General features: G+C 64.8%; 22 protein-coding genes. 9 read left to right on the top strand and 13 right to left on the bottom strand.

Annotation, left to right across the window (positions count from 1 at the left end; all coding sequences use genetic code 11):
- The first annotated feature begins 337 nt into the window (after positions 1-337).
- Entirely contained in the window at positions 338-2,620 is a 2,283-nt protein-coding gene (bglX, locus tag BJ122_RS04260; RefSeq protein ID WP_110779906.1) for a beta-glucosidase BglX, read from the top strand.
- Positions 2,621-2,795: 175 nt separating this feature from the next.
- Here bglX and arsB read toward each other — a convergent pair whose 3' ends face one another.
- The 6 genes from arsB to BJ122_RS04225 form a co-directional block, all read right to left on the bottom strand.
- The gene (gene arsB, locus BJ122_RS04255) at positions 2,796-3,830 is read right to left on the bottom strand and encodes an ACR3 family arsenite efflux transporter (protein WP_110779905.1); all 1,035 of its coding nucleotides are present in this window, start codon (positions 3,828-3,830) and stop codon (positions 2,796-2,798) included.
- 411 nt (positions 3,831-4,241) lie between these two features.
- A complete protein-coding gene (gene arsC, locus BJ122_RS04245; protein WP_110779903.1) occupies positions 4,242-4,667 on the bottom strand; it encodes an arsenate reductase (glutaredoxin) in 426 nt (141 codons plus the stop codon).
- Positions 4,667-5,194: an arsenate reductase ArsC gene (locus tag BJ122_RS04240; RefSeq protein WP_110779902.1), complete on the bottom strand. Its 528-nt coding sequence runs from the start codon at positions 5,192-5,194 to the stop codon at positions 4,667-4,669. Before BJ122_RS04240 ends, arsC begins: the two co-directional genes overlap by 1 nt.
- Positions 5,187-5,543 (bottom strand): ArsR/SmtB family transcription factor, encoded by a 357-nt coding sequence (locus tag BJ122_RS04235; RefSeq protein WP_110779901.1) that lies wholly within the window; start codon positions 5,541-5,543, stop codon positions 5,187-5,189. Before BJ122_RS04235 ends, BJ122_RS04240 begins: the two co-directional genes overlap by 8 nt.
- 115 nt (positions 5,544-5,658) lie before the next feature.
- Positions 5,659-5,883, bottom strand: coding sequence for a hypothetical protein (locus BJ122_RS04230; RefSeq protein WP_110779900.1), 225 nt, complete (start codon positions 5,881-5,883; stop codon positions 5,659-5,661).
- 2 nt (positions 5,884-5,885) lie between these two features.
- Positions 5,886-6,341: a PadR family transcriptional regulator gene (locus BJ122_RS04225; RefSeq protein WP_110779999.1), complete on the bottom strand. Its 456-nt coding sequence runs from the start codon at positions 6,339-6,341 to the stop codon at positions 5,886-5,888.
- Between BJ122_RS04225 and BJ122_RS18950 the strand changes: the two genes are divergently transcribed.
- Positions 6,321-6,608, top strand: coding sequence for a hypothetical protein (locus BJ122_RS18950; RefSeq protein WP_146227152.1), 288 nt, complete (start codon positions 6,321-6,323; stop codon positions 6,606-6,608). The two genes, BJ122_RS04225 and BJ122_RS18950, sit on opposite strands and share 21 nt — an antisense overlap.
- A gap of 176 nt (positions 6,609-6,784) precedes the next feature.
- On the opposite strand, the gene BJ122_RS04220 is transcribed toward BJ122_RS18950, so the two are convergent.
- From BJ122_RS04220 to glgC, 3 genes are all read right to left on the bottom strand, one after another.
- Entirely contained in the window at positions 6,785-7,342 is a 558-nt protein-coding gene (locus tag BJ122_RS04220) for an HNH endonuclease (protein WP_110779899.1), read from the bottom strand.
- A 326-nt stretch (positions 7,343-7,668) separates the two neighbouring features.
- Complete coding sequence (gene glgA / locus BJ122_RS04215) at positions 7,669-9,138, bottom strand: glycogen synthase GlgA (RefSeq protein WP_110779898.1); 1,470 nt, start codon at positions 9,136-9,138, stop codon at positions 7,669-7,671.
- Entirely contained in the window at positions 9,135-10,397 is a 1,263-nt protein-coding gene (glgC, locus tag BJ122_RS04210; protein ID WP_110779897.1) for a glucose-1-phosphate adenylyltransferase, read from the bottom strand. The genes glgA and glgC overlap by 4 nt, the downstream gene beginning before the upstream one ends.
- A 372-nt stretch (positions 10,398-10,769) precedes the next feature.
- Between glgC and fabI the strand changes: the two genes are divergently transcribed.
- The gene (fabI, locus tag BJ122_RS04205) at positions 10,770-11,543 is read left to right on the top strand and encodes an enoyl-ACP reductase FabI (protein WP_110779896.1); all 774 of its coding nucleotides are present in this window, start codon (positions 10,770-10,772) and stop codon (positions 11,541-11,543) included.
- Between the two features lie 18 nt (positions 11,544-11,561).
- Here fabI and BJ122_RS04200 read toward each other — a convergent pair whose 3' ends face one another.
- Both BJ122_RS04200 and scpC read right to left on the bottom strand, forming a co-directional pair.
- Positions 11,562-12,560, bottom strand: coding sequence for a CBS domain-containing protein (locus BJ122_RS04200; protein ID WP_110779895.1), 999 nt, complete (start codon positions 12,558-12,560; stop codon positions 11,562-11,564).
- A gap of 242 nt (positions 12,561-12,802) precedes the next feature.
- Entirely contained in the window at positions 12,803-14,362 is a 1,560-nt protein-coding gene (gene scpC, locus BJ122_RS04195) for a succinyl-CoA:acetate CoA-transferase ScpC (protein ID WP_110779894.1), read from the bottom strand.
- Positions 14,363-14,784: 422 nt separating this feature from the next.
- Between scpC and BJ122_RS04190 the strand changes: the two genes are divergently transcribed.
- Positions 14,785-15,936: a GGDEF domain-containing protein gene (locus BJ122_RS04190; RefSeq protein WP_110779893.1), complete on the top strand. Its 1,152-nt coding sequence runs from the start codon at positions 14,785-14,787 to the stop codon at positions 15,934-15,936.
- On the opposite strand, the gene BJ122_RS04185 is transcribed toward BJ122_RS04190, so the two are convergent.
- A complete protein-coding gene (locus BJ122_RS04185) occupies positions 15,933-16,913 on the bottom strand; it encodes a YheT family hydrolase (protein ID WP_110779892.1) in 981 nt (326 codons plus the stop codon). The genes BJ122_RS04190 and BJ122_RS04185 overlap by 4 nt on opposite strands.
- Positions 16,914-17,036: 123 nt before the next feature.
- On the opposite strand from BJ122_RS04185, the gene BJ122_RS04180 reads away from it, so the two are divergent.
- Complete coding sequence (locus tag BJ122_RS04180; RefSeq protein ID WP_110779891.1) at positions 17,037-17,933, top strand: DMT family transporter; 897 nt, start codon at positions 17,037-17,039, stop codon at positions 17,931-17,933.
- 72 nt (positions 17,934-18,005) lie between these two features.
- Here BJ122_RS04180 and BJ122_RS04175 read toward each other — a convergent pair whose 3' ends face one another.
- Positions 18,006-18,491, bottom strand: coding sequence for a Dps family protein (locus BJ122_RS04175; protein ID WP_110779890.1), 486 nt, complete (start codon positions 18,489-18,491; stop codon positions 18,006-18,008).
- A gap of 316 nt (positions 18,492-18,807) precedes the next feature.
- On the opposite strand from BJ122_RS04175, the gene BJ122_RS04170 reads away from it, so the two are divergent.
- The 4 genes from BJ122_RS04170 (at position 18,808) to BJ122_RS04155 (ending at position 24,477) form a co-directional block, all read left to right on the top strand.
- The gene (locus BJ122_RS04170) at positions 18,808-19,791 is read left to right on the top strand and encodes a DUF6662 family protein (protein ID WP_245407604.1); all 984 of its coding nucleotides are present in this window, start codon (positions 18,808-18,810) and stop codon (positions 19,789-19,791) included.
- A 176-nt stretch (positions 19,792-19,967) separates the two neighbouring features.
- Positions 19,968-21,086 carry an efflux RND transporter periplasmic adaptor subunit gene (locus tag BJ122_RS04165; RefSeq protein WP_110779889.1) on the top strand — a complete coding sequence of 373 codons (1,119 nt, stop codon included), beginning with the start codon at positions 19,968-19,970 and terminating at the stop codon, positions 21,084-21,086.
- A complete protein-coding gene (locus BJ122_RS04160) occupies positions 21,086-24,166 on the top strand; it encodes an efflux RND transporter permease subunit (protein WP_110779888.1) in 3,081 nt (1,026 codons plus the stop codon). The genes BJ122_RS04165 and BJ122_RS04160 overlap by 1 nt, the downstream gene beginning before the upstream one ends.
- On the top strand, positions 24,163-24,477 hold the full coding sequence (locus BJ122_RS04155) for a DUF3240 family protein (protein ID WP_110779887.1): 315 nt from the start codon (positions 24,163-24,165) through the stop codon (positions 24,475-24,477). Before BJ122_RS04160 ends, BJ122_RS04155 begins: the two co-directional genes overlap by 4 nt.
- The last annotated feature ends 5 nt before the right edge of the window (positions 24,478-24,482 follow it).

The raw sequence follows: 24,482 nt of genomic DNA, 5'->3' as shown, positions 1-24,482 counted from the left end.
ATTCCGCGGCGACCGCTGACATTGCTGACAAATCGAGCAATCGCGTGCAGTGCAACGAGCGCAGTTGCAGCAATGCTGCGCGTCAATGACAGCGCGGCATGCGTCGTGACACGGTTTGTCGCGGTCCACCGCAGTTGACATGAAAGCTTGATGCGCCAGTGTGACGCGATCGGCACGCCGCCGTCGTCCTCGCAGCGCGAAGCCGATCTGCACGCAGCAATGCTGCCGGAGATGAGGAGATGATCTGCGCCAACGACACTTGAGCCGATGATGCGAACCTGATCTGCCGTTCGAAGTGGCCTTTTGCGGCAGCAATACACTCTGTCAAGGAACGAACATGAACATCAACCAGCCGGGATCGAGCGGTTCAGTTTTGAACGAGGGCGAGGCGCCCGCCGCAGCGCTGGACGACGCCGTGGTGCGCGCCCGCGTCGATGCTCTACTGGCGCAGATGACCGTCGAGGAAAAGGCGGGGCAGATCACCCAGTATTTCGATTTCCTGACCTCGCAGGATGAGGCCAAGCGCGTCGAGGCCGAGGTGGCGGCGGGGCGCGCCGGCTCGCTGCTGTTCGTGACCGATCCTGAGGACATCAATCGCCTGCAACGCATCGCGGTCGAACAGACCCGGCTCGGCATTCCGCTGTTGTTCGGCTTCGACATCGTCCATGGCTTTCACACCGTGATGCCGGTGCCGATCGCGATGGCGGCGAGCTGGGACCCGGAGCTGGTCGAGCAGGGGCAGGCGGTGGCGGCTGCCGAAGCGCGCGCGATCGGTCTGCATTGGGCGTTTGCGCCGATGGTCGATATCGCGCGCGATCCGCGCTGGGGCCGCTTGATCGAAAGCGCGGGCGAAGACCCTTATCTCGGCGCGGCGATGGCGGCGGCGCAGGTGCGCGGCTTCCAGGGGCCGTATCTCGGCAGCCCGGACCGCGTGATCGCTGGTCCGAAACATTTTGCCGGCTATGGCGCGGCGCTCGGCGGCCGCGATTATGACGAGGTCAATCTGTCGGATAGCGAGCTGTGGAACGTGTATCTGCCGCCGTTCAAGGCCGCGATCGACGCCGGCGCCGGCAATGTCATGACCGCCTATATGGGGCTGAACGGCATCCCGGCCACTGGCAATCGCTGGCTGCTGACCACGGTGCTGCGCGGCACGCTCGGCTTCGACGGCTTTGTGGTCACCGATGCTGGCGCCGCGGCCGACCTCACCACCCATGGCGTTGCCGCCGATCTCACCGAGGCCGGCGTGCGCGCGCTGCAGGCCGGCGTCGATATGGAGATGGCGCCGCCATTCGGGCAATCGGCCTACAAGCGGCTGCCCGAGGCGCTGGCCGATGGCCGCATCACCATGGCCGAGCTCGACACTGCCGTGCGCCGCGTGCTGGCAGCGAAAATCCGCATGGGGCTGTTCGAGCAGCCTTATGTCGATATTGCGCGCGCGCGTGCGGTGCTGAGCGATCCGCAGCACCGCGCCGTCGCGCGGCTGGCCGCAGAGCGATCAGTGGTGCTGCTGCGCAATGAAAATCAGCTGCTGCCGCTCAATGCTGAAGCGCTGCGTTCGGTCGCGGTGATCGGTCCGTTCGCCGATGCCGCGCGCGACAGTTCGGGGCCGTGGATTTTTGCGCAGGACGATCAGGAAACGGTCACGGTGCTGGCCGGCATCAAGGCGGCGCTCGGCGATCAGGTGCAGGTTGCGTATTCGCCCGGCGTCAGCGTGCCGGCACGGCAATTCCGCTCGATCTTCGAAAGCCCCGAGCACAAGCAGGCGCCGCGCATCGAAGTCGATGACGAGTCGGAGATCGCCCGCGCCGCCGAGCTGGCGCGCGGCGCCGAGGTCGCGATCCTGGTGCTTGGCGAAGCGCAGATCATGATCGGCGAAAACGCCTCGCGCTCCTCGCTCGATCTGCCCGGCCGTCAGCAGCAATTGCTCGATGCGGTGCTAGCCACCGGCACGCCGACCGTGCTGCTGCTGATGAGCGCGCGGCCGCTCGATCTCAAGGGCAGCACGCCGCAGGCGCTGATGACGATTTGGTATCCCGGCACACAGGGCGGCACCGCGATCGCCTATCTGTTGTTCGGCCATGTGTCGCCGGGCGGCAAGCTGCCGTTCAACTGGCCGCGCAATATCGGCCAGTTGCCGCTGCCCTATGCGCGGCTGAAGTCGCATCAGCCGCACAAGGCCGAGCAGCGTTATTGGAACGAGCCGAATAGCCCGCTTTATCCGTTCGGCTTTGGGCTCAGCTACAGCAGCTTTGCGTTTGTCGGGCTGAGCTTCGATAGGGCGGAGATCGCGCCGGGCGAGACGCTGCAAGTCAGCGTCGAGGTCTGCAACACCGGCAAGTGCACCGCTGATGAGGTCGTGCAGCTCTATATCCATCAGCGCTATGGCAGCGCGGCGCGCCCGGTGCGCGAGCTGAAAGGGTTTCAGCGCGTCACGCTGGAGCCCGGCAAGCGGTGCACGGTGCAGTTCGCGCTCGGCCCGCAGCAGCTTCGCTATTGGAACGCGGCCGCGCGCGACTGGGTGCAGGATGAATCGCCGTTCGACGTGTTTGTCGGCAGCGACTCAACGGCACCGCTGACGGCGAGTTTTGCTGTGCGCCGCGCCGCACCGGAGGTGTGATCGCGTTCGACGGGGCGCCGCGTCGTCGTTTCCTTCCGTCATTGCGAGGAGCACCCGGATCGGCGCTTTGCGCCGTCCGGGCACAGGCTACGCGACGAAGCAATCCAGGCCTATCGTGTGATACTGGATTGCTTCGCTGCGCTCGCAATGACGGGGTTAGTGCAGTGCGAGCGCGTCACGATGCCTGCGGTCGCGCCTCGTACCAGCTGCGGCTGCGGTTGACGATCCAGACCACGCTCAGCATCACCGGCACTTCGATCAGAACGCCAACCACGGTGGCGAGGGCCGCGCCCGATTCAAAGCCGAACAGGCTGATGGCGGCGGCCACCGCCAGCTCAAAGAAATTGCTGGCGCCGATCAGCGCGGACGGCCCGGCGACGCAATGCGCCTCGCCAACGAAGCGGTTGAGCAGATAGGCGAGGCCCGCATTGAAATAGACCTGAATCAGGATCGGCACCGCCAAGAGCGCGATCACCAGCGGCTGCTTGATGATCTGTTCGCCCTGGAAGCCGAACAGCAGCACCAGCGTGGCCAGCAGCGCCACCAGCGACAGCGGCTGTAGCACTTTGAGCAGTTTCTGTAGCGCCGCGTTGCCGCCCGTGGCCAACAGCCGCCGCCGCAGGAGTTGCGCGATCGCCACCGGCACCACGATATACAGGATCACCGACAGCACCAGCGTGTCCCACGGCACGGTGATCGCCGACAGCCCGAGCAGCAGTCCGACGATCGGCGCGAAAGCGAACACCATAATGGTGTCGTTCAGCGCCACCTGGCTCAGCGTGAAATGCGGCTCGCCCTTGGTCAGGTTCGACCACACGAACACCATCGCGGTGCATGGCGCCGCGGCGAGGATGATCAAGCCGGCGATGTAGGAATTGATCTGGTCGGCGGGCAGATAGGATTTGAACAGCGTGCCGATGAATAGCCAGGCCAGCGCGGCCATCGAAAACGGTTTGACGGCCCAGTTGATGAACAGCGTGACGCCGATGCCGCGCCAATGGTCGCGCACCCCAGCCAGCGCCGCAAAGTCGATCTTCACCAGCATCGGGATGATCATCAGCCAGATCAAGGCCGCGACCGGCAAATTGACCTTGGCGATTTCCGCCGCGCCGATCAGCTGGAACAGGCCCGGCATGAAATGGCCAAGCGCGATGCCGGCGACGATGCACAGCGCAACCCATAGCGTCAGATAGCGTTCGAAGGTGGACATTGGCTGCCTCGGAACAAGAAACGAAGTTCAAGAGAAAATTCGGACCATCCTCCCGTCATTGCGAGGAGGCGAAGCCGACGAAGCAATCCATGCTCGCCGTTTGGTGCTGGATTGCTTCGCTACGCTCGCAATGAAGACGATCGCTTGGCTACCAGTCTGATTGTCGTTCGTCATGCCCGGCCTTGTGCCGGGCATCCACGTCTTTGCAGCGGCTATCCCGTGAAGGGCGTGGATGGCCGGGACGAGCCCGGCCATGACGACGGTGATGGGGTGTCGAAGTGCGCTGAAGCATCCTGATAACGAAGTAACTTGATTGGACCTGAGCGCAGCGACGAAGCAATCCAGTAGCTCACTGCGTTAGGTCTGGATTGCTTCGCTGCGCTCGCAATGACGGCGCTGTGGCGCACGTGACTAAGCACCAGCGATGCGGTGGCCGTGAGCGTCGATCACCAGCTCGCCATCCTCTTTGCGGAATTCGCCGCGCTGCGTCGGCAGCAGATCAAGCACCGCCTCGGACGGCCGGCACAGCCGCACGCCGTTCGGCGTCACCACCAGCGGCCGGTTGATCAGGATCGGATGCGCCATCATCGCGTCGATCAATTGCGCGTCGCTGAGCGCGGGATCATCCAGTTTCAGCTCGGCAAACGGCGTGCCTTTCTCGCGCAGCAGCTCGCGCGGCGTCAGCCCGGCGCGGTGCATCAGTTGCTCGAGCAGCGCGCGGCTCGGCGGGCACTTCAAATACTCGATGACGTGCGGCTCGATGCCGGCATTGCGGATCAAAGCGAGCGTGTTGCGCGAGGTGCCGCAGGCCGGGTTGTGATAAATGATGACATCCATCACGCCACCTCCGGACGGCCGCGGCTCGCGCCTTCGGTGTGGCCGATCTCGCGTAGCTTGGCGTCGAGCGCGACTCCGTCCAGCCGCTTGATGGGCAGGGATGTGAAGACGCTGATCCGGTTCTTCATGAAGCGGAACGCCTGCACGAAAGCGCGTTCCTTCTCGAGATCGTTGCCGTCGATGGCCGCCGGATCGTCGATGCCCCAATGAGCGGTCATCGGCTGGCCGGGCCACACCGGGCAGGTCTCGCCGGCGGCGTTGTCGCAGACGGTGAACACGAAATCCATCACCGGGGCATCGGGCGCGGCGAACTCCTGCCAGCTCTTGGAGCGCAGTCCTTCGGTGGGATAGTCGCTGGCGGCAAGCACTTTGAGCGCGAACGGATTGACGACGCCCTTGGGCTGACTGCCGGCCGAAAAGGCGTTGAACTTGCCGGCGCCATCCTTGCGCAAAATGCTTTCGGCCAGGATCGAGCGGGCGGTGTTGCCCGTGCAGAGAAACAGCACGTTAAAGATCCGATCAGCCATCGACGGTTTCCTTCGGCGGGCAGCAGGGCACAAGATCGGCGATCAGCGGCGCGCAGATTTCGCTGCGGCCGCCGCAGCAATCTTTCAGCATGAACGTCATCAGCGCGCGAAAGCGGTCGAGATCGGCGCGATAGACGATCGAGCGGCTATGCCGCGTCGAGCTGACCAGCCCGGCGCGGCTCAGCACATTGAGATGCACCGACATGGTGTTGGCCGGCACGCCCACGGTTTTGGCGAGATCGCCGGCGGCCATGCCGTCCGGCTCGCAACGCACCAGCATCCGAAACACCGCGAGCCGGGTCTCTTGCGCAAGGGCGGACAAGGCCTCAATGACAGCTTTCGATTCCATAGTTCGTGAATAATGGAAATGGAGATCGGGATCAAGCCCGAAGCCTGCGGCGTCAGTTCTCCAGCCAGTTTGCGATCAATTCACCACCGGCAGGCCGCCGGCCGTTGGTCTCCGATCAATGCGCAGGCTGCCGCTGCGGATCAGCAGGCTGGTCCTGGGTGTCGTCGGTGCTGCGTGGTCGCTGCGGCACTGGCGCGGCGGGGCGGGCCGGCGGCGGTTCAAGGAACGGTGGCGGCGGCGCCAGTTGCGGGGTATCGGCGGCGTCGGCCACCGATCGGCCCAGCATCCGTGCCTGCGACAGTTGGCGCAGCCGCCGCTGCACCCAGCGCCTCTGGTCCATGATCAGCTCCTTTCGATTTCGGTGACGGCGCGGTCGATCGCCGCTGCGATGGCGCGGGCCGCTTCCTCGCTTGGCGCACCGCGCTCCATGCGCAGTTGCAATGCCAGCTTGAGATTCTCCATGGCGCGCACCACCGGAGCCGGCACGGCGGCGCGGCTGGCGCCGACCTCGGCGATCCTGGCCAGCATCGCCTCGACCACGTCGCGATTGTCGCCGAGATAGCTGCGTCCAGCGTCGGTCGCGCTGTACAGCTTGGCGCGGCCTTCGCCGTTGACCTCGACAAAACCGCGGTCCTCCAGCAGCGCCAGCGCCGGATAGATGGTGCCGGGACTCGGGCTATAGGCGCCCGCCACGCTGTCCTCGATCGACTTCATCAGGTCGTAGCCGCTGCGCGGCCGCTCGGTGATCAGCCGCAATATGATCAGATGCAGGTCGCCATGGCCGAACAGTCGACCCATGCGCCGGCTGCGGCCCCGGCCGCTGTTTTGGCCGCCGCCTCGGCCCAAACCGCCAAAGCCGCCAAAATTACCGCCACCCTGGTCGGGCGGCGCGTGTTGAAAGCGGCGGCCACCAAAACCGCCTGCGCCACATTTGAACATTGCATCGCTCCTGCTTGGGCCTTGGCCGTCAGCGCGGCCAAAGCCTTATCGATATTATTTCGATATATCGAAATTGCATCGAAATCAAGACCGGACTCGGCCGCTGCCGTCGTTTCGGTCGCATGACCGGACCAATGGCGACGCGCCGGCGATGGCACGCGGGGGCCGAGCGGGTGAGGGATAATTGAGGCAGCGGACGCGCACTGTCCCGGCACGCCGCGCGAATGCGCTACCGCGTTCGCGACCTCACGGCTGCCAGGTGATCACTGCGATGCTGTGGAGTGGGGCGTCAGTTCACCAGCTTACGGATCGAGCTCGGTGTCCCAGTACAAGTAATCGAGCCAGCTTTCGTGCAGATAGTTCGGCGGAAACAGCCGGCCATTGCGATGGAGCTGGTGCACGGTCGGCGCGAATGGTGTCTGCTTGGGAAACATGCCGGCCTGATGCGGCGTGAGATTGCCCTTGCGCAGATTGCAGGGCGAGCAGGCCGCGACGACATTGTCCCAGGTGGTCTGGCCGCCTTTGGAGCGCGGCGTCACATGATCGAAAGTGAGATCATCCGGCGCGCCGCAATACTGACAAACGAAGCGATCGCGCAAAAACACGTTGAAGCGCGTGAAGGCTGGATGGGTCGACGGTTTGACGAAGGACTTGAGCGACACCACGCTCGGCAGCTGCATATCGAAGCTGGGGCTATGGATGGCGCGGTCGTAGAACTCGACGATATTGACGCGGTCGAGGAACACCGCCTTGATCGCGTCTTGCCACGACCAAAGTGACAGTGGGTAGTAGCTGAGCGGGCGGAAATCCGCGTTCAATACTAATACCGGCCAACCGCCCTGTGAGACATGCGCGTTCAAGTAACGCTCCTGGCCCCCAGAATGCTGCGAAGCAGCGTAGGCCAGGACATACTACAGGCAGCGTGACGCCATTGTGAAGGGCGTTAACTGTAGTTTTGGCAGGAACTCGCTGCTGATGATCGCAGCAGATTTACCAACGACGATTGATACCAACCACTCCGCACGTCATGGCCGGGCTCCGTCCCGGCCATCCACGTCTTTGATCTTGCAGCGCTTTCAAGACGTGGATGCCCGCGACAAGCGCGGGCATGACGGGTCAATGGTAGGAGTTGCTGATAATAGTCGTCCAGCGGACGCGATGTCCGCCAGACGTTCGCATTGCGCGCTTACATCGCCAGATGCGGGTTCCGGGCGTTGAGCAATGCGCGGTACAGCTGCGCGTAGTGCTCGGCCGGCCGCCGCCAGGATACGTCGGCGCGCATGCCGTTGCGCTGCAGGGTCTTCCAGACCGGACGGTCGCAATAAAGCGCATGGGCGCGGACCAGCGCCGCCGCCAGCCGGTCGGCGGTCACCGGCGCGAACTGCACCCCGGTGGCGACACCGGCGGCGATCGCCATTTCATTGGCGTCGATAATGCTGTCGGACAGGCCGCCGACCCGCGCCACCACCGGCACCGTGCCATAGCGCAGCGCGCATAGCTGGGTCAGGCCGCAGGGCTCAAAGCGCGACGGCACCAGCAGCGCGTCGGCACCGGCCTGGATCAGATGGGCGAGGTTCTCGTCATAGCCGATCGCAACGCCGATCTGGCCGGGATGGGACTGCGCCACCTGGCGGAACGCGGTTTCAAGCTCGGCGTCGCCGGTGCCGAGCAGCGCCAGCTGAATCCCCTCCGACAGCAGCACCGGCATCGTTTCCAGCAGCATGTCCAGGCCCTTTTGCCAGGACAGTCGGCTGATCACCCCGAGCACTAGCCGATCGGTTTCCGAGCGCAGCCCGAAATGCTCGCGCAGCGCCGCCTTGTTGAGGGCGCGGGCGTGCAGCTTGCGCGTCGAATAGGGCGCGGGGATGCGCGTGTCGGTGGCCGGGTCCCACACCGCCTCGTCGATGCCGTTCAAAATGCCGCTGAGATGATGCGAGCGCTGCCGCAACAGGCCATCCAGCCCCATGCCGGCGTCCTGCGCCTGAATTTCCAGCGCGTAGCTCGGAGATACCGTGGTGATGCGGTCCGACAGCTGCAATCCGGCCTTCAGGAAGCCGATCGCGCCGTAATATTCGACGCCGTCCATGGTGAAGGAGTTCGGCGGCAGCCCGAGCGCCGGCAGCAATTCATGCGGGAATTGGCCCTGGAACGCCAGGTTGTGCACGGTGAACACCGTGGCCGGACCGGGGCGGTCGCTGTAGCGCAGATAGGCGGCGGTCAGGCCGGCCTGCCAGTCATGGGCGTGGATCAGCTCGGGCACAAAACCGGGCAGCAGCCCCTGGCCGAGCTCGGCGCCGACCCGCGCCAGCGCAGCAAAGCGCTGGGCATTGTCGGGCCAGTCATTGCCGTCGGGGCCGATATAGGGATTGCCCGGCCGGTCGTAGAGATGCGGGGCATCGAGCACCAGCAGCTGCAGCTCGCCCTTGCGTGCCGCCAACAGCCGTGCCGGCCCGCCGAGCAGGTCCGCGAAATGGTGCACCGGCTCGGCCTTGTCGATCGCTTTCAGCACCGCCGGATAGCCGGGGATCAGCGTCAGCAGCGTCACCTGATGGGCGGCGAGCGCGCCGGGCAGCGCGCCGGTGACGTCGGCAAGGCCGCCGGTCTTGATCAGCGGATAAACCTCGGATGCGACCGAGAGCGCAGTAATCGGCTTCATAGCTCCAGCCTGTCGATCATGGGTTGGGTGATGAGGCAGACGCCGTTCTCGGTGCGCCGGAAGCGCTTGGCGTCGAGCTCCGGGTCTTCACCGACCACCAAACCATCGGGAATATGCACGCCGCGGTCGATCACCACCTTCGTCAGCTCGCAGGACCGGCCGACATCGACATAGGGCAGGATCACCGCCTGTTCGATGGTGGAGAATGAATGCACCCGCACGCCGGTGAACAGCAGCGTCTCGCGCAGCGTCGAGCCGGAGACGATACAGCCGCCCGATACCAGCGAGGAGGTGGCCAGACCGCGGCGGCCGACCTTGTCGTGCACGAATTTCGCCGGTGGCGTGATCTCGCTAAAAGTCCAGATCGGCCAGTTGCGGTCGTACAAATCGAGCTGCGGCACGATATCGGTCAGGTCGATATTGGCGGCCCAATAGGCATCGACCGTGCCGACGTCGCGCCAATAGGAGGCCGACTCGGCGTGCGAGCGGATGCAGGAGCTCTCGAAGCGATGCGCCACCGCTTTGCCGTTCTTGACGATGTAAGGAATAATGTCCTTGCCGAAATCGTGGCTCGAGTTTTTGTCGGCGGCGTCGCGGCGCAGTTCCTCGAACAGGAATTTGGTGTCGAACACATAGATGCCCATCGACGCCAGCGACATGTCCGGCTTGTCCGGCATGGTCGGCGGATTCTCGGGCTTTTCGACGAACGACAGGATCTGGTCGTTGGCGTCGACATCCATCACGCCGAAACCGGATGCCTCCTTGCGCGGCACTTCCAGGCAGCCGACCGTGACGTCGGCGCGCTGGTGCACGTGCTGCTGCAGCATCTTCTCGTAGTCCATCTTGTAGATGTGGTCGCCCGCGAGCAGCACGATGAATTGCGGGTCGTAGCTCTCGATGATGTCGATGTTCTGATAGACCGCGTCGGCCGTGCCGAGATACCAGAGCTCCTCGGAGACGCGCTGGCTCGCCGGCAGAATGTCAAAGCTCTCATTGCGCTCCGGCCGGAAGAAGTTCCAGCCGTGCTGCAGATGGCGGATCAGGCTGTGCGCCTTGTATTGGGTGGCGACCGCGATGCGGCGGATGCCCGAATTCAGCGCATTGGACAGCGCGAAGTCGATGATCCGCGATTTGCCGCCAAAATACACCGCCGGCTTGGCGCGGCGGTCGGTCAGCTCCATCAATCGGCTGCCACGGCCTCCTGCCAGCACATAAGCCATCGCGTGACGAGCGAGCGGGGCATCAATTACGACACTCATCCAAGCCTCTCTTGATCCGCAGTCCGTTCGGGCTTCCTGCGGCCGCACAGCGAATCTAACGACGCAGCCGCAAGCATCTTCTGTATCGAGTTTCTCAGCCAAAAGGGATGGAATTGGACAAACTTTGCGGCCCGGAAACCGTACCCGATGCGTTGTTTGATGCGGCCTGCTGCCGCAGCAAACAATCTGCCGCGCGAACGAGCAATGCTCCGGTGTCGCAAGGGTCTGTGAAGCGTTGACGACATTGGACTACGACGATTTGCCGCCACGCGACCGCGCCGATGTGGCGCTGGCCGTCGCTGAATCGACGCTATTGTGACCCGGTATCGCGGCCTCATTCGTCGTGTGCCGCTGTCTGGAGATGCCCATTCGATGCCCTCCCTTGTCAATCTTGCCGGCAAACGCGGTCTGGTGGTCGGGATCGCCAACGAGCATTCGATCGCCACCGGCTGCGCGCAGGCGTTTCGCGCCGCAGGTGCCGAGCTTGCCATCACCTATCTGAACGCGAAAGCAGAACCGTTCGTCCGGCCGCTCGCCGAAGCGCTGCAGGCGCCGATTATCGTGCCCTGCGATGTGCGGGTGCCGGGCGAATTGGAAGCGGTGTTCGAGCGGCTGACGCGTGAATGGGGCCGGCTCGATTTCCTGCTGCACTCGATCGCATTCGCGCCGCGCGAGGATCTGCAGGCCAAGCTGGTCGATTGTTCTGCGGAAGGCTTTGCGATGGCGATGGATATTTCCTGCCACTCGTTCATCCGGATGGCGAGGCTGGCGGTGCCGCTGATGGCGGAGGGCGGCAGTCTGCAGACCGTCAGCTTTTTCGGCGCCGAGCGCGTGGTCGAGCACTACAACGTCATGGGGCCGGTCAAGGCGGCGCTGGAGGCCACGGTGCGCACGCTGGCCGCCGACCTCGCGCCGCAGCGCATCCATGTGCATTCGCTATCGGCCGGGCCGGTGAAGACCCGCGCCGCGTCAGGCATTGGTCGTTTCGATGAACTGCTCGACCGGGTGCGCGAGCGCACCCCGGCCCATCAGCTGACCTCGATCGAGGAAATCGGCCAGGTGGCCGCCTTCCTCGCCAGCGATGCCGCGGTCCCGCTGACCGGCTCGGTCAGCTATGCCGATCGCGGCTTCCATATCGTTGCGTGAACGGGGCTGGGGACGCCGCTACCAGGCCAGGAACAGGCCGATATCGCCGGGGATGCCGTTCGGGAATTCGACAACGCGGGCATGCAGGGCAAAGCCCTGCGGCCGCAGCTCGGAGCGCCAGCGCAAAAACACCTCGGACGCCATGCCGCGCAGCGTTTCCGGCCAGGCCGGGTCCGGGGCGTTGATGGCGCGGCCGTGATCGCGGCACACTTCGGCGGGGAAGCGCAGCATCAGGCTCTCTTCCTCGCCGCGCAGCGCCGCGGCGCGGGCATTGGCGAGCATCTGCTGCCAGGCTTCTTCGGTGAGCTGATTGGCCAGAAAATCCTGTGCGTCCTTGTGCTGCTGTTGCGCGGCGCGCAGCCGCTCCTGTTCGCGCTGTTGCAGCAGCTGTTGTTCATGATGGGAGACAAGATCGTGGAAGCCGGCCGCCGACAGCCCGCCCGCGGGGGCGGCCGCTGCCGGTTCGGGCTGTGCCGGCGGCGCGGTCAGGGCTTCCAGCCGCGCCGAGGCGACCGGCCAGCCATCGCCGTTGCGGCTGACCTGCGCCGCTGCCGTGATGGCATCGGCTTCCGACTGCACCACGGCGCGCACCAGATCGGCGCGGCTGACGATGCCGGCGAGCTTGCCGTTGCGCATCACCGGCAGCCGCTTGATGCGGTTTGCCGACAACAGCCCGGCAATTTCCAGCAATTCGGCGTCGGCCTCGATGGTGACCGCCGGGGCGCTCATGATTTCGCTGGCCGAGCGATCATCATCGGTCAGCAGTTCGAGATAATCGGAGCCGACGTCCTGGCCGTGCGACAACATGCTCAGCCATTGTTCGCGCCGCGCTTCGCGCTCGGCGACATCGCGCGGCATCAGATCGCCCTCGCTGATCACGCCGAGCGGCGCACCATCGGCATTGACCACCGGAACGCCGCTGATGCCGTGTTTCAGCAGCGTTTCGGCCACCGCCCGCGCCGGCGTCTCCGGCCGCACCGCGATCACGTGAGTCGACATCACATCGCAAGCTTTCATCACCGTCCTCGTCATTCGTCAGCGTCGCTCCGCGGCACCCCATGCGCGCGCGGGCTGTTGACGTTGATCATGAGCAGGCGCCGTGAAATTTCCTTGGCGGTTTTCCAGCAGCTTCGATTGAATTCTGATCGCTTCGCGTAACTCGGTTGAAAAACAAAGAGCGCGCAGCCCTGCGGCTGCACGCTCTGCGAACGAGATCGGAAATCGCTGGCGCGGCGATACGCCAGCGATTTGAGGGCGCGTTAGCGCCAGACGTCGGCCTGGATCACCGCGTCTTCACGCCAGGCTTCGCGCGCGGCCTTGTTGGCCATCCAGTTCGGCAGGAAGCCGAGCGCTTCATCAATGATATGCGGCGTGTGCAGACCCGGCGAATATTCCAGCGCGCGCTTGTAGTATTCCTTAAGCGCCGGCCGGAAGGTCGGATGCGCGCAGTTCTGGATGATGACCTTGGCGCGCGCCTTCGGGCTCAGGCCGCGCAAATCGGCCAGGCCCTGTTCGGTGACGATCACCTGCACGTCGTGCTCGGTGTGATCGACATGCGATGCCATCGGCACGATGCACGAGATCTTGCCGCCCTTGGCCGCCGACGGCGTCATGAAGAACGACAGGAAGCTGTTGCGGGCGAAGTCGCCCGAGCCGCCGATGCCGTTCATGATGCTGGTGCCCATGATGTGGGTCGAGTTGACGTTGCCGTAGATGTCGGCCTCGATCAGCCCGTTCATCGCAATCACGCCGAGCCGGCGGATCACTTCGGGGTGGTTGGAAATCTCCTGCGGACGCAGCACCAGCCGCTCGCGGTAGAAGTCCAGGTTGCTGGTGAACTCGTCATAACCCTCGGGGCTGAGCGACAGCGCTGTGGCGGAGGCATGGATCAGCTTGCCCTTGCGCAGCAGGTGCAGCATGCCGTCCTGCATCACTTCGGTGTAGGCGGTGAGGTTCTCGAATGGAGCGTCTTCGAGGCCGGCCATCACCGCATTGGCGACGTTGCCGACGCCCGATTGCAGCGGCAGCAGATTCTCCGGCAGCCGGCCCTTCTTCACCTCATGGCTGAGGAATTCCAGGATGTGGCCGGCGATCGCCTGCGAGTTTTCGTCCGGGGCGTTGAACGCCGAATTGCGGTCCGGCAGGTTGGTCTCGACCACCGCGACGATCTTGGAGGGGTCGCAGCGCAGATACTTTTCGCCAATGCGATCGCCCGATTCCAAAATCGGAATCGGCTTGCGATGCGGCGGCAGCTGCGTGCCGTAATAGATGTCGTGCATGCCTTCGAGGCGGATGTCCTGCCACGAATTGACTTCCAGGATCACCTTATCGGCAAGGTCGAGCCAGGTCTTGTTGTTGCCGACCGAGGACGACGGAATCAGGCTGCCATCCTCGCGAATGCCGGCGACTTCGACGATCGCGACGTCGAGCTTGCCGAGAAAGCCGAACCAGACGTGCTGCGCGACATGGGACAGATGGATGTCGATATAGTCCATCCGCCCGGCATTGATGCGCTTGCGGCAGGTCGGGTCGGATTGATAGGGCAGCCGCAATTCGATGCCGTCGACCTTGGCGAGCGCGCCATCCAGCTCCGGCGCCGTGGACGCGCCGGTCCAAACATTGAGCTTGAACTTCTGGCCGCGGGCGTGATGGGCGTTGATGCGTTCTGCCAGCGCCAGCGGCAGCAGTTTGGGATAGCCCGCTCCAGTGAAGCCGCTCATGCCGACAGTAGCGCCGGACGGGATCAATGCCGCGGCATCTGCCGCGGTCATGATCTTGGAACGCAATTGCGGATGGAGAACACGGGACGAGATCGACATGCGGGAATTGCTCCTGGCGCGCGAACGAAACGGATAACGGTGAACCGATTGATCGGTCTGCTGTAATCGGTTCCGCCTGAGGGTCCATCCAACCAACGGCGGAGCTGCTGTCCCGGCTCTGCATAACGGAGCGTTGCAACGGGGCTTTCAGAGCCTCAACGACCGCGAAATATCCGTCTAATTTACTGATTTGCCGAGGAAAAAAATTACGCAACCGGCCCCGTCTCACGATCGATTATTGCGGCATGCTGTTACGCAGAGCAGGGCCGCGTGGGGCGCGGGGCACCAAATTGCTGCCATTTTCCACCGAAAATGCCTCGAAATCGATCCGATTAACGGACAATTAGCCCAATCCCTAACCGAGCACCGTCACGAGGAGCGTCGGGAAACGGCTATTAGGAACTGGCTGCAATGGTGGCCGCATGAACCGCCAGGTCTTGTCAGAGCCGCAAAGCGCCCATCCGACCGTTCGCCGCGAACTGGTCGACCTGCTTTATACTGCCTTCCCTCAGGTGCTGGCGCTGTGTGTCACCTCGGCGATCGTGGCCGTGACCCTCACGCTGGTGACGCCCGACCCGGTCTATGCGCTGACGGCGGTGTTGATCGTGGTGATCGGGGCCGGGCGTCTCCTTAGCCTGTGGCGCTATCCGCGGCGCGCGGCGCTCAGCGACCGCCAGGTGGTTTATTGGGAGCGGGTATACGGCATCGGCGCGGCGTCGTTCGGCTCGGTGCTGGGGCTGTTGGCATCACGTGCGCTGCAGATCGGCGATCTGCCGGGCGCCTGGCTGGCGTTCGGCCTGTCGATGTCGTTCTGCGTCGGCATGGTGTCGCGCGCCGCGGTGCGGCCCTGGGTGGTGTCGCTGACCTCGGGCTTGATGCTGGCGCCGATCCTGGTGACCGCGCTGTGGCAGCCGGAAATTCAGTTCAAGGTCGGTGCGGTGCTGGTGGTGCTGTTCTGGACCACGATGCAGGAGGCATCGCGCCATCTCAGCTCGGCCTTCATCGAGCGGCTGGAGTCCAGGCAGGCGCTGGCGCAGCGCGCCAATCAGGATTTTCTGACCGGCCTGCCGAACCGCGCGGCGTTCCTGTCGGCGCTCGGCGGCGCGACCGGTCACTTCACTATCGTCGCCATCGATCTCGACGGCTTCAAGCCGATCAATGACAAGCATGGCCATCTCACCGGCGATGAACTGCTGCGCCAGGTCGCCACGCGGCTGCGGCAATGCGTGGCCGAACGCGGCCTCGCGGCGCGGTTTGGCGGCGACGAATTCATGCTGTTGCAATATGTGCACCCCGGCCAGAGCGGGCGTGACGAAGCCGCGACGCTGGCGCGCAACGCAATCACCGCGCTGTCGCTGCCGTTCCACGTGATCGGGCTATCCTTGCGGATCGGCGCGTCGGCCGGCGTGATCGTCACCGATCATAAAGCGCTGGCCGCGACCTGCATCGAAGCGGTGCTCGATCAGGCCGATCATGCGCTCTATGTCGCCAAGCGCGCCGGTGGCGGCTGCTGGAATTGGGGCGATTATGTCGACGACGGGCCGGGCGCCGTCGTCCAGCGTCTCTCCGCTTAGCTCGCCCACGCGGCGGCCAGCCAGTCGCTGACCGCGTTCGGCATGGCGTGGACATGGCCCGGCCAGCGCCCGGAAGCAAAGCCGACATGGCCGCCATTGTCGGGTTGCCATAGCGTGACGTAGCCGCCAACCTCATTGGCACTGGGCAGCGAGGCCGCCGGCACGAACGGATCGTTGCGGGCGTTCAGCACCAGCGCCGGAATCCGGATCGTGTGCAGATGCGGCTTGGCCGAGGCGCGTCGCCAATAATCATCGACGCCGGCAAAGCCATGCAGCGGCGCGGTGAAGCAATCATCGAACGCGCGCAGCGTGGTCGCCGCCATCATCCGGTCGCGGTCGAACAGCCCCGGATGGCGCTGCCATTTCTGCAGCGCATTCGGCTTCATGGTGCGCAGGAAATGCCGCGCATAGGCGATGCGGTTAAAACCGCTGTCGATCGCCGCGCCGGCCGCGGTCAGATCAAGCGGCGCTGAGATGGCGGCGATGGCGCGCGCGGTGGCGGCGGCACGGTCGCCGGCTTCTTCGGCCCAGCGCAGCAGCGCATTGCCGCCGAGCGACACGCCCGCTGCCAGCACCGGCGCGGCGGCGCGTTCGCGGATGCGCGCGAGCATCCAGTCGATCTCGGCGAAATCGCCGGAATGATAGCTGCGCGGCGCCAGATTGGGCTCGCCAGAACAGCCGCGGAAATGCGGCACGCTGAAATTCCAGCCGCGCGCCTGCGCTTCCCGCGCGAACGCGATGGCATAGTGGCTCGACGAACTGCCTTCGAGGCCGTGGAACAGCACCAGCCACGGCGCGCCCGCCGTGCAGCCGAAGTGATCGACATCGATGAAGTCGCCATCCGGGGCCTGCCAGCGCTCGCGCTGATAATGCGGCGCTTCGCGGCGATAGGGCCGCGCAAACAGCGCCGGCCAGATGGTCTGGGCATGGCCGCCCGGCAACCAGCGCGGTGCCTGATAATCCCACGCTGCACTCATCGGATTCGAACGATCATCGCGAGGCATGACCGTAATTTTCTATCGGTCGGCGCCAGCGCTTTCCAGTGGCGCGCGCCGCGATTCTTCGCCATCGTGCAAGAAAACAACTGGCGGAAACACCCAATGACCATCCTCAGCGAGGCCGGACGCGGCCGCATCGCGCCGCTTGGCTTTTTGTTCCTCGCGATCGCCTCCGTGGGATGGGGCCTCAACTTCCCGATCATGAAGCAGCTGCTCAGCGAAGTGCCGCCATTGTCGTCGCGCGGCCTTGCTGGGCTGGTCGGCGCCGCGGCGCTGGCGTTGATCGCGCATCACCGCGGCCAGCGCCTCACGGTGCCGAAACCGCTATGGGGGCGGCTGATCCTGGTGTCGATGCTCAATATCGGCGGCTGGGTCGCGTTCATGGGGCTGGCGCTGGTGTGGCTGAAGGCCAGCGATGCCGCGGTGCTGGCGATCACCATTCCGGTCTGGGTGGCACTGCTGGCCTGGCCGCTGCTCGGCGAGACCGTGTCGGTGGTGCGCGGCCTCGCTTTGCTGGTGGCGCTCACCGGCATTTGCGTGCTGCTCGGCGGCGGCGGGATCAGTGTCAGTCTTGAAAAACTGCCCGGCATTCTGTTCGCGCTTGCCGGTGCGATCGGCGTGGCGTTCGGCACCGTGCTGACCAAGCGCTTTCCGCTGACCTTGCAGCCGATCGCGCTGACGGCATGGCAGGTCGGGATCGGCTGCGTGCCGGTGGTGATCGTCGGGCTGGCAATCGAGCAGCCGCATTTCGCGGCGCTGTCGCCGCGCGGCTGGGCGTCGATGGCCTATCTGACCTTCGTGCAGTTCTGCGTCTGTTATGTGTGCTGGTTCGCAGCTTTGGAACGGCTGCCAGCGGCGACCGCCTCGATCGGCACGCTGCTGGTGCCGGTGGTCGGCGTGCTGGCGGCTGCGGCGATGCTGGCCGAGCCGATCGGGTTGCGCGAGTTGCTGGCGCTGGCGGTGACGCTCGGCGGCGTGGCGCTGGCGCTGCGCCATTAGCGTTAAAACGGCAACGCCCGCCGCCTGCTTGATCAGGCGACGGGCGTGCGGCTGGTTCTTGGCTGGCGCGCGTCAGTCTTCGAGCAGGCTGCGCAGCATCCAGGCGGTCTTTTCGTGCACGTCGAGCCGCTGGGTCAAAAGGTCAGCGGTCGGCTGGTCGTTGGCTTCCTCGGTGAGCGGGAACAGCTCGCGCGCGGTGCGCGCGGTGGCTTCCTGCGCGGCGACCAGATGGCGGACCATGTCCATCGCCTTCGGGGTGCCCTCGACCTCTTCGATCGACGCCAGCTTCACAAATTCCTTGTAGGTGCCGGGGGCCGCAAAGCCGAGCGCGCGGATGCGCTCTGCAATCACATCGAGCGCCGTCCACTGCTCGGTGTATTGCGCCATGAACATCGCGTGCAGCGTGTTGAACATCGGCCCGGTGACGTTCCAATGGAAATTGTGCGTCATCAGATAGAGCGTGTAGGAGTCGGCCAGCAGCTTCGACAGCCCTTCCGCGAGCTTGGCGCGCTGCGCCTCCGGAATCCCGATGTTGATCGCCGGGGTCTTCTTCGTCATCTCATTCCCTCATGCATTGTCGACCGCCGCCGGCTTGCAACATGGTTCGCGCTGCGGGGCTTGAGCGCGGTCGGCTTGTCCTGTGCAATCGAGCCGAGCCCTCGATTGCCTGCGAGCAGATAGCATTCTCGCCGGTAAAGGCCACCCTCTCATTCGACTGAGACCACAGCAAGGCCGACATCGCGGTATCATGGTATGATGATCGTCCGACGTGCAGTCTTGAGTTGCCTGCCAAGTCCCCCGTAAAGACAATGTCGGCGCGCGGTGCGAAGGCATGACGGCATGGGTCGCGCCAGTCGGGATCATTGGGGGGTGAATGTCATTTCAGGTCCACGCCGTCCGGCGCAGCCGCAGCGCGCAGCAAGGCGCATCCGCATGGCCGCTGGCGGCGCTGTTGAGCGTCGCCCTGATGCCGACGGCGCAGGCCGGCGATCTGCCACGGGTCTCAAGCGCTGAGGCGCGCGCGGCCGCTGCCACGGCTGGCAAGCCGCTTCCCGCCGCCGATCATGACGAAATCGATACCGAGCATATTTTCGGCATGACGATGGGATCGGACATCGGCGAAAAGGGCGAATTCGAGCTGGAGTTGGAAACCTTCAGCGGCATCGGCAAGCGGTCCGGCTATTATCTCACCACCGCGACCCACACCCATTTCAAATACACGCTGACCGACAATCTGCGGGTGGCGCCGGGCTTCACGCTCGGCACCCACAATATCAGCGGCGTGCCGGAGCTTGAGGATCGCAACGCGATCGGCATTCACGAAGCGTCGGTCGAAATCCGCTACAAGCTGCTCGACCGCCACGTTGCGCCGTTCGGCTTCACGCTCAATTTCGAGCCGATCGTTAGCCGCATCGATGACGTCAGCGGCCGCCGCATCGAAGGCTATGGCGCGGTGCTGTCGGCGCTGATGGATAAAGAATGGGTTCCCAACAAGCTGTTTAGTGCACTCAATGTCGGCTACATCGTCGGCGCCTCGCAGCTGCGCGGCGGCAATCCGTGGTCGCATGATTCCGATCTGATGATCAGCACGGCGGTTTCCTACAAATTCTTCCCATCGGTGCTGTTTGGTGTGGAAGCGCGCTATCTGCAGGCCTTTGATGGCTGCGGCCTCGATCGGCAGAAGGGCGCCGCCTTCTATGTCGGGCCGACCTTTTCCATCGCGCTCGCCAAGAATGTCGGGCTGTCCGGCAGCTGGAACATTCAGGCCGCGGGCAAGGCGCTCGATGATCCGCGCGCGCTCGATCTCAGCAATTTTGAGCGTCATCAGGCCTTGCTGCGGCTGACCGCGCATTTTTAACGTTACGCGCAGCTTGTGTGCCGCGCGTATTGCACGGCGGCCATGCGCCGGCGTGCACCGATAGCCGTGCGTTGAGGCCATGCGCTCGTTCGGCCAGCGCCGTAAGGAAGTTGTCAGGTGAAATAGTGCAAGAAGGAGCCAGCCGCGGCGTCAATGAGCCGTAAGTGAGAGTGTCGATGTCGATCCGTCTGTTTGCCTGGCTTTGCCTGACCTTGATGCTGAGTACGGGTCTGGCCCGTGCAACGGAAGAGGGCGGCGACGGCAAAGTATCGATTTCGCCGGCCCAGGCCGAGCTGGTCGGGATTGAGACCGCGCCGCTCGAGCTGCAACCGGTGATCACCGGCTTGCGGTTCCCCGGCCGGGTCACGGTGCCGCCTGATCGCACGCGCTTGATGAATGCGCCGCTCGGCGGCCGCGTCGAACGGCTATTGGTGCGCGTCGACGCCACTGTGAAGCGCGGCGATGTGATCGCCGAATTACAGAGCCCGGCGCTGGCCAAGGCGCAATCTGATTTTCTCGTCGCCTTTAAGAAGGAAGCCTTGCTGCGCACCACATTGGAGCGCGAGGAGAATCTCGCGCCCTATGGCGCGGTGCCCAAGAAGCAGCTGATCACCACTCAGAATGAATATGAGCAGGCGCGCGCCACCTCCGCGGAATTCCGCCAGGCGCTGCTGCATTACGGCATGACCGAGGATGCGATCGCCAAGCTGGCCGCCAGCCAGTCGCTCGATCCGCGGCTGGTGATTGCCGCGCCGATCGATGCGGTGGTGCTGGAAACATCGGTGGTGCCCGGCCAGACGGTGGAAGCGCTGGCGCCGATTTGCCGATTGGCGCAGCTCGCGCCGCTATGGGTGGAGATCCAGGTGCCGTCAGCGCGCGCCGCCGATTTCGCGATCGGCGCCGAGGTCGCGTTGCGTGATCAGCAAGTAACTGGCCGAGTGGTGTCGATCGGCACCAGCGTCGATCCCTCGGCGCAGACCGTCAATGTTCGCGCTGAATTTGCCGCGCCGGCGGGTGAAGTGCGGCCGGGCCAGGTGGTCGAAGCCGTGGTGTCGCCGCGCGCCCATGCCGGCAGCGAGTGGCGGGTGCGGATCGGCGCGCTGGTGCGGCGCGGCACTGACGCCTTCGTGTTCGTCAAAACCGACGGCGGCTTTATGCCGACCCCGGTCACGGTGCAGGAAGAGATGCCGGAATTCGTGGTGGTGACGGGCCATTTCCAGGGCCATGAGCTGATCGCGGTGCGCGGTCTCGCCGCGCTGAAAGGTGCCTGGCAAGGGCTGGGCGGAGTTGAGTGATGCTCACGCGCCTCGTTGAATTTTCGCTCGGCCATCGACTGCTGGTGATCCTTGCGACTCTGCTGCTGATCGGCAGCGGCATCTATGCGTTCCGGCAATTGCCGATCGACGCCTTCCCGGACGTGTCGCCGGTGCAGGTCAAGGTGATCGTCAAGGCGCCGGGCATGACGCCGGAAGAAGTCGAGACCCGCGTCACCACGCCGATCGAGCTGGAAATGCTCGGCATCCCCAACAAGACCGTGATGCGCTCGGTGACCAAATACGCGCTCGCCGACGTCACCATCGATTTCCAGGACGGCGTCGATATCTACTGGGCGCGCAATCAGGTCGCGGAGCGGCTGACCGGTGTCGTCAAGGACATGCCGCCCGGCATCAACGCGGGGCTGGCGCCGATCACCACGCCGCTCGGCGAAATGTTCATGTTCACCATCGAGGGCGGTGATCTGTCGCTCGCCGAACGGCGCACGCTGCTCGATTGGGTGATCCGTCCGGCGCTGCGCACGCTGCCGGGCGTCGCCGACGTCAACTCGCTCGGTGGCTTTGTGCGCAGCTTCGAGATCGTGCCGGACAATCTGGCGATGGCCGCGCGCGGCATCTCGATCGAGATGCTGCAGAAGGCGGTGGAGGCCAATAATCGCAATGGCGGCGCCGGCCGTCTCACCGAAGGCGAAGAAGTGCTGCTGGTGCGCGTCGATGGCCAGGTGCGCACGCTCGATGATCTGCGCAACATCGTGGTCAGTAATCGCGACGGCGCCATGGTGCGGATCGGCGATGTCGCCGAAGTGCGGATCGGCAGCATCACCCGCTACGGCGCGGTGACCCGCAATGGCGAAGGCGAAGCGGTGCAGGGCCTGGTGCTCGGGCTGCGCGGCGCCAATGCCCGCGACGTGGTCGAGGGCGTGCGCGCCAAGCTCACTGAACTGGCGCCGACGCTGCCCAAGGGCGTCAAGGTCGATATCTTCTATGATCGCGGCGATCTGGTCAGCCGCGCGGTCGGCACGGTGTCGCGCTCGCTGCTGGAAGCGACGCTGCTGGTGGTGGTGCTGCTGGTGCTGTTTCTGGGCGATTGGCGCGCGGCCCTGGTGGTGGCGCTGACGCTGCCGCTATCGGCGCTCGCCACCTTCCTGCTGATGCGTCAGGTCGGCATGTCCGCCAATCTGATGAGCCTCGGCGGCCTTGCGATCGCGATCGGCATGTTGATCGACGCCTCGGTGGTGGTGGTCGAAAACATCGTCGCCCATCTCGACAAGGATCGTTCCGCCGATCGCAGCCCGCTGCTGCATCGCATCTATCATGCGCTGCGCGAAGTCGCGGTGCCGGTGACCTCGGGCATCACCATTATCGTGATCGTGTTCCTGCCGCTGCTGTCGCTGCAAGGGCTGGAGGGCAAGCTGTTCATCCCGGTGGCGCTCGCGATCGTGTTTGCGCTCGGCAGCTCGCTGCTGCTGGCGCTGACCGTGATCCCGGTGCTGGCGTCGCTGCTGCTCAAGACCGGCGGTCATCACGAGACCTGGCTGGTGCGCAACATCAATCGTCTCTACACCCCGGCGCTGCAATTCAGCCTGAAGCATGAACGCGCGGTGGTGGGCTGTGCGATCGCGGCGCTGATTGCGACCGTGTTTGCCTATGGCCAGCTCGGCAAGATCTTCATGCCGACCATGGATGAAGGCACGCCGATCGTCAGCGTGGAAAAGCTGCCGTCGATCGGCCTCGATCAGAGCACCGACCTCGATCTGAAAATTCAGCAGAGGCTGATGAAAGAGGTGCCGGAAGTGGCGGGCATCGTGGCGCGCACCGGCTCGGACGAGCTTGGGCTCGATCCGATGGGGCTGAACCAGACTGACACTTACGTGCTGCTCAAGGAGCCGGACACCTGGCGGCAGCCGTCCGACATGAACTGGCTGCTGGGCGAGCTGCGCAAGGCGCTGGCGCCGATTCCCGGCATCGGCTTCAGCTTCACCCAACCGATCGAAATGCGCGTGCAGGAGATGATCATTGGCGCGCGCGGCGACGTGGTGGTGAAGATTTTCGGCCCCGATATCGCCACCTTGAACAGCCTCGCCGAGCGCATCACCGCAACGCTGCGCGGCATCCGCGGCAGCGAGGACGTGCGCACCACGCTCAACAAGGGATTCCAGTATTTCAGCGCGCGGATCGATCGGCTGCAGGCCGGCCGGCTCGGCCTCGACGTCGATGCGCTCACCGAGGCGCTGCGCACCCAGGTGGAAGGCAAGTCGATCGGCATCGTGGTTGAGGAAGGCCGGCGCACGCCAGTGCTGGTGCGCGGCACCGATGCGCTCCGCGATTCACCTGCGCAATTTGCCGGGCTCAGTCTCGCGCTCGCCGATGGCAAGAACGTGCCGCTCGCCACGGTGGCGCGGCTCGAGCGGCTCGACGGCCCGGTCAAGATCGACCGCGAGAACGGCCGCCGCGTCGCGCTGGTGCAGAGCAACGTCGCCGGGCGCGATTTGGTCGGCTTCGTTGAAGAAGCCAAGCGCATGATCGCCGAGAAGGTGCCGCTGCCGGAAGGCTACACTCTGACCTGGGGCGGCCAGTTCGAAAATCAGCAGCGCGCCGCGGCGCGGCTGGCGGTGGTGGTTCCGATCGCGCTGGCGCTGATCTTCCTGTTGCTGTTCGTCACCTTCGTCTCGGTGCGGCAGGCGCTGCTGGTGTTCGTCAATATCCCGTTCGCGCTGGTCGGCGGCGTGTTCAGCCTGCTGATCTCCGGCGAGTATCTGTCGGTGCCGGCGTCAGTCGGCTTCATCGCGCTGCTCGGCATCGCGGTGCTGAACGGCCTGGTGCTGGTGTCCTATTTCAATCAGCTGCGCGATCAGGGTTTTGACCGCGACCACATCATCATCGAAGGCGCCCAGCGGCGGTTGCGGCCGATCCTGCTGACCGCCAGCATCACCGGGTTTGGCCTGGTGCCGCTGCTGTTCGCCACCGGTCCGGGCTCGGATGTGCAGCGCCCGCTGGCGATCGTGGTGATCGGTGGCCTGGTGACCTCGACGGTGCTGACCTTGATCATCCTGCCGATCCTGTATCGAAGGTTCGGCATTCCTGCGGGCAAGAAACCATGACCAGCGTGCTGCTGACCCTGACCGCACCGGTCGCGCTCGAAGAGCAGCTTACCGGGCTGCTGTCGACCCATGAGCCGTCGTCCCGCGCCGGCTTTCGCATCAGCGATGTGCGCTGCCATGGCGAGAACGTCGCCTATCGCGACGTGTTCGAGCAGATCCGCGGCTATGTGCGCATGATTGAGATCGCGGTGGTGCTAGCGGAGCGCGACCTGACCGAGCTGCTGGCGCTGCTCGCCAAGGAGCTGCCCTTTGCCGAGATCAGCTACCGCGCCACCCCGATCGTGCGCGCCGGCACCGTGAACCCCCGCTGATGGTG

Origin of the sequence: Rhodopseudomonas faecalis (assembly GCF_003217325.1) — a bacterium.
Lineage (GTDB): Bacteria > Pseudomonadota > Alphaproteobacteria > Rhizobiales > Xanthobacteraceae > Rhodopseudomonas > Rhodopseudomonas faecalis.
This window is presented reverse-complemented; position numbering and strand designations above follow the sequence as displayed.

What these genes read in the sequence shown, in the direction of transcription:
- bglX (WP_110779906.1), top strand. Translation starts at nt 338, where the DNA reads ATGAACATCAACCAGCCGGGATCGAGCGGTTCAGTTTTGAACGAGGGC.
- arsB (WP_110779905.1), bottom strand. Translation starts at nt 3,830, where the DNA reads ATGTCCACCTTCGAACGCTATCTGACGCTATGGGTTGCGCTGTGCATC.
- arsC (WP_110779903.1), bottom strand. Translation starts at nt 4,667, where the DNA reads ATGGATGTCATCATTTATCACAACCCGGCCTGCGGCACCTCGCGCAAC.
- BJ122_RS04240 (WP_110779902.1), bottom strand. Translation starts at nt 5,194, where the DNA reads ATGGCTGATCGGATCTTTAACGTGCTGTTTCTCTGCACGGGCAACACC.
- BJ122_RS04235 (WP_110779901.1), bottom strand. Translation starts at nt 5,543, where the DNA reads ATGGAATCGAAAGCTGTCATTGAGGCCTTGTCCGCCCTTGCGCAAGAG.
- BJ122_RS04230 (WP_110779900.1), bottom strand. Translation starts at nt 5,883, where the DNA reads ATGGACCAGAGGCGCTGGGTGCAGCGGCGGCTGCGCCAACTGTCGCAG.
- BJ122_RS18950 (WP_146227152.1), top strand. Translation starts at nt 6,321, where the DNA reads ATGGCCGAACAGTCGACCCATGCGCCGGCTGCGGCCCCGGCCGCTGTT.
- BJ122_RS04225 (WP_110779999.1), bottom strand. Translation starts at nt 6,341, where the DNA reads ATGGGTCGACTGTTCGGCCATGGCGACCTGCATCTGATCATATTGCGG.
- glgA (WP_110779898.1), bottom strand. Translation starts at nt 9,138, where the DNA reads ATGAAGCCGATTACTGCGCTCTCGGTCGCATCCGAGGTTTATCCGCTG.
- glgC (WP_110779897.1), bottom strand. Translation starts at nt 10,397, where the DNA reads ATGAGTGTCGTAATTGATGCCCCGCTCGCTCGTCACGCGATGGCTTAT.
- fabI (WP_110779896.1), top strand. Translation starts at nt 10,770, where the DNA reads ATGCCCTCCCTTGTCAATCTTGCCGGCAAACGCGGTCTGGTGGTCGGG.
- BJ122_RS04200 (WP_110779895.1), bottom strand. Translation starts at nt 12,560, where the DNA reads ATGAAAGCTTGCGATGTGATGTCGACTCACGTGATCGCGGTGCGGCCG.
- scpC (WP_110779894.1), bottom strand. Translation starts at nt 14,362, where the DNA reads ATGTCGATCTCGTCCCGTGTTCTCCATCCGCAATTGCGTTCCAAGATC.
- BJ122_RS04190 (WP_110779893.1), top strand. Translation starts at nt 14,785, where the DNA reads ATGAACCGCCAGGTCTTGTCAGAGCCGCAAAGCGCCCATCCGACCGTT.
- BJ122_RS04185 (WP_110779892.1), bottom strand. Translation starts at nt 16,913, where the DNA reads ATGAGTGCAGCGTGGGATTATCAGGCACCGCGCTGGTTGCCGGGCGGC.
- BJ122_RS04180 (WP_110779891.1), top strand. Translation starts at nt 17,037, where the DNA reads ATGACCATCCTCAGCGAGGCCGGACGCGGCCGCATCGCGCCGCTTGGC.
- BJ122_RS04175 (WP_110779890.1), bottom strand. Translation starts at nt 18,491, where the DNA reads ATGACGAAGAAGACCCCGGCGATCAACATCGGGATTCCGGAGGCGCAG.
- BJ122_RS04170 (WP_245407604.1), top strand. Translation starts at nt 18,808, where the DNA reads ATGTCATTTCAGGTCCACGCCGTCCGGCGCAGCCGCAGCGCGCAGCAA.
- BJ122_RS04165 (WP_110779889.1), top strand. Translation starts at nt 19,968, where the DNA reads ATGTCGATCCGTCTGTTTGCCTGGCTTTGCCTGACCTTGATGCTGAGT.
- BJ122_RS04160 (WP_110779888.1), top strand. Translation starts at nt 21,086, where the DNA reads ATGCTCACGCGCCTCGTTGAATTTTCGCTCGGCCATCGACTGCTGGTG.
- BJ122_RS04155 (WP_110779887.1), top strand. Translation starts at nt 24,163, where the DNA reads ATGACCAGCGTGCTGCTGACCCTGACCGCACCGGTCGCGCTCGAAGAG.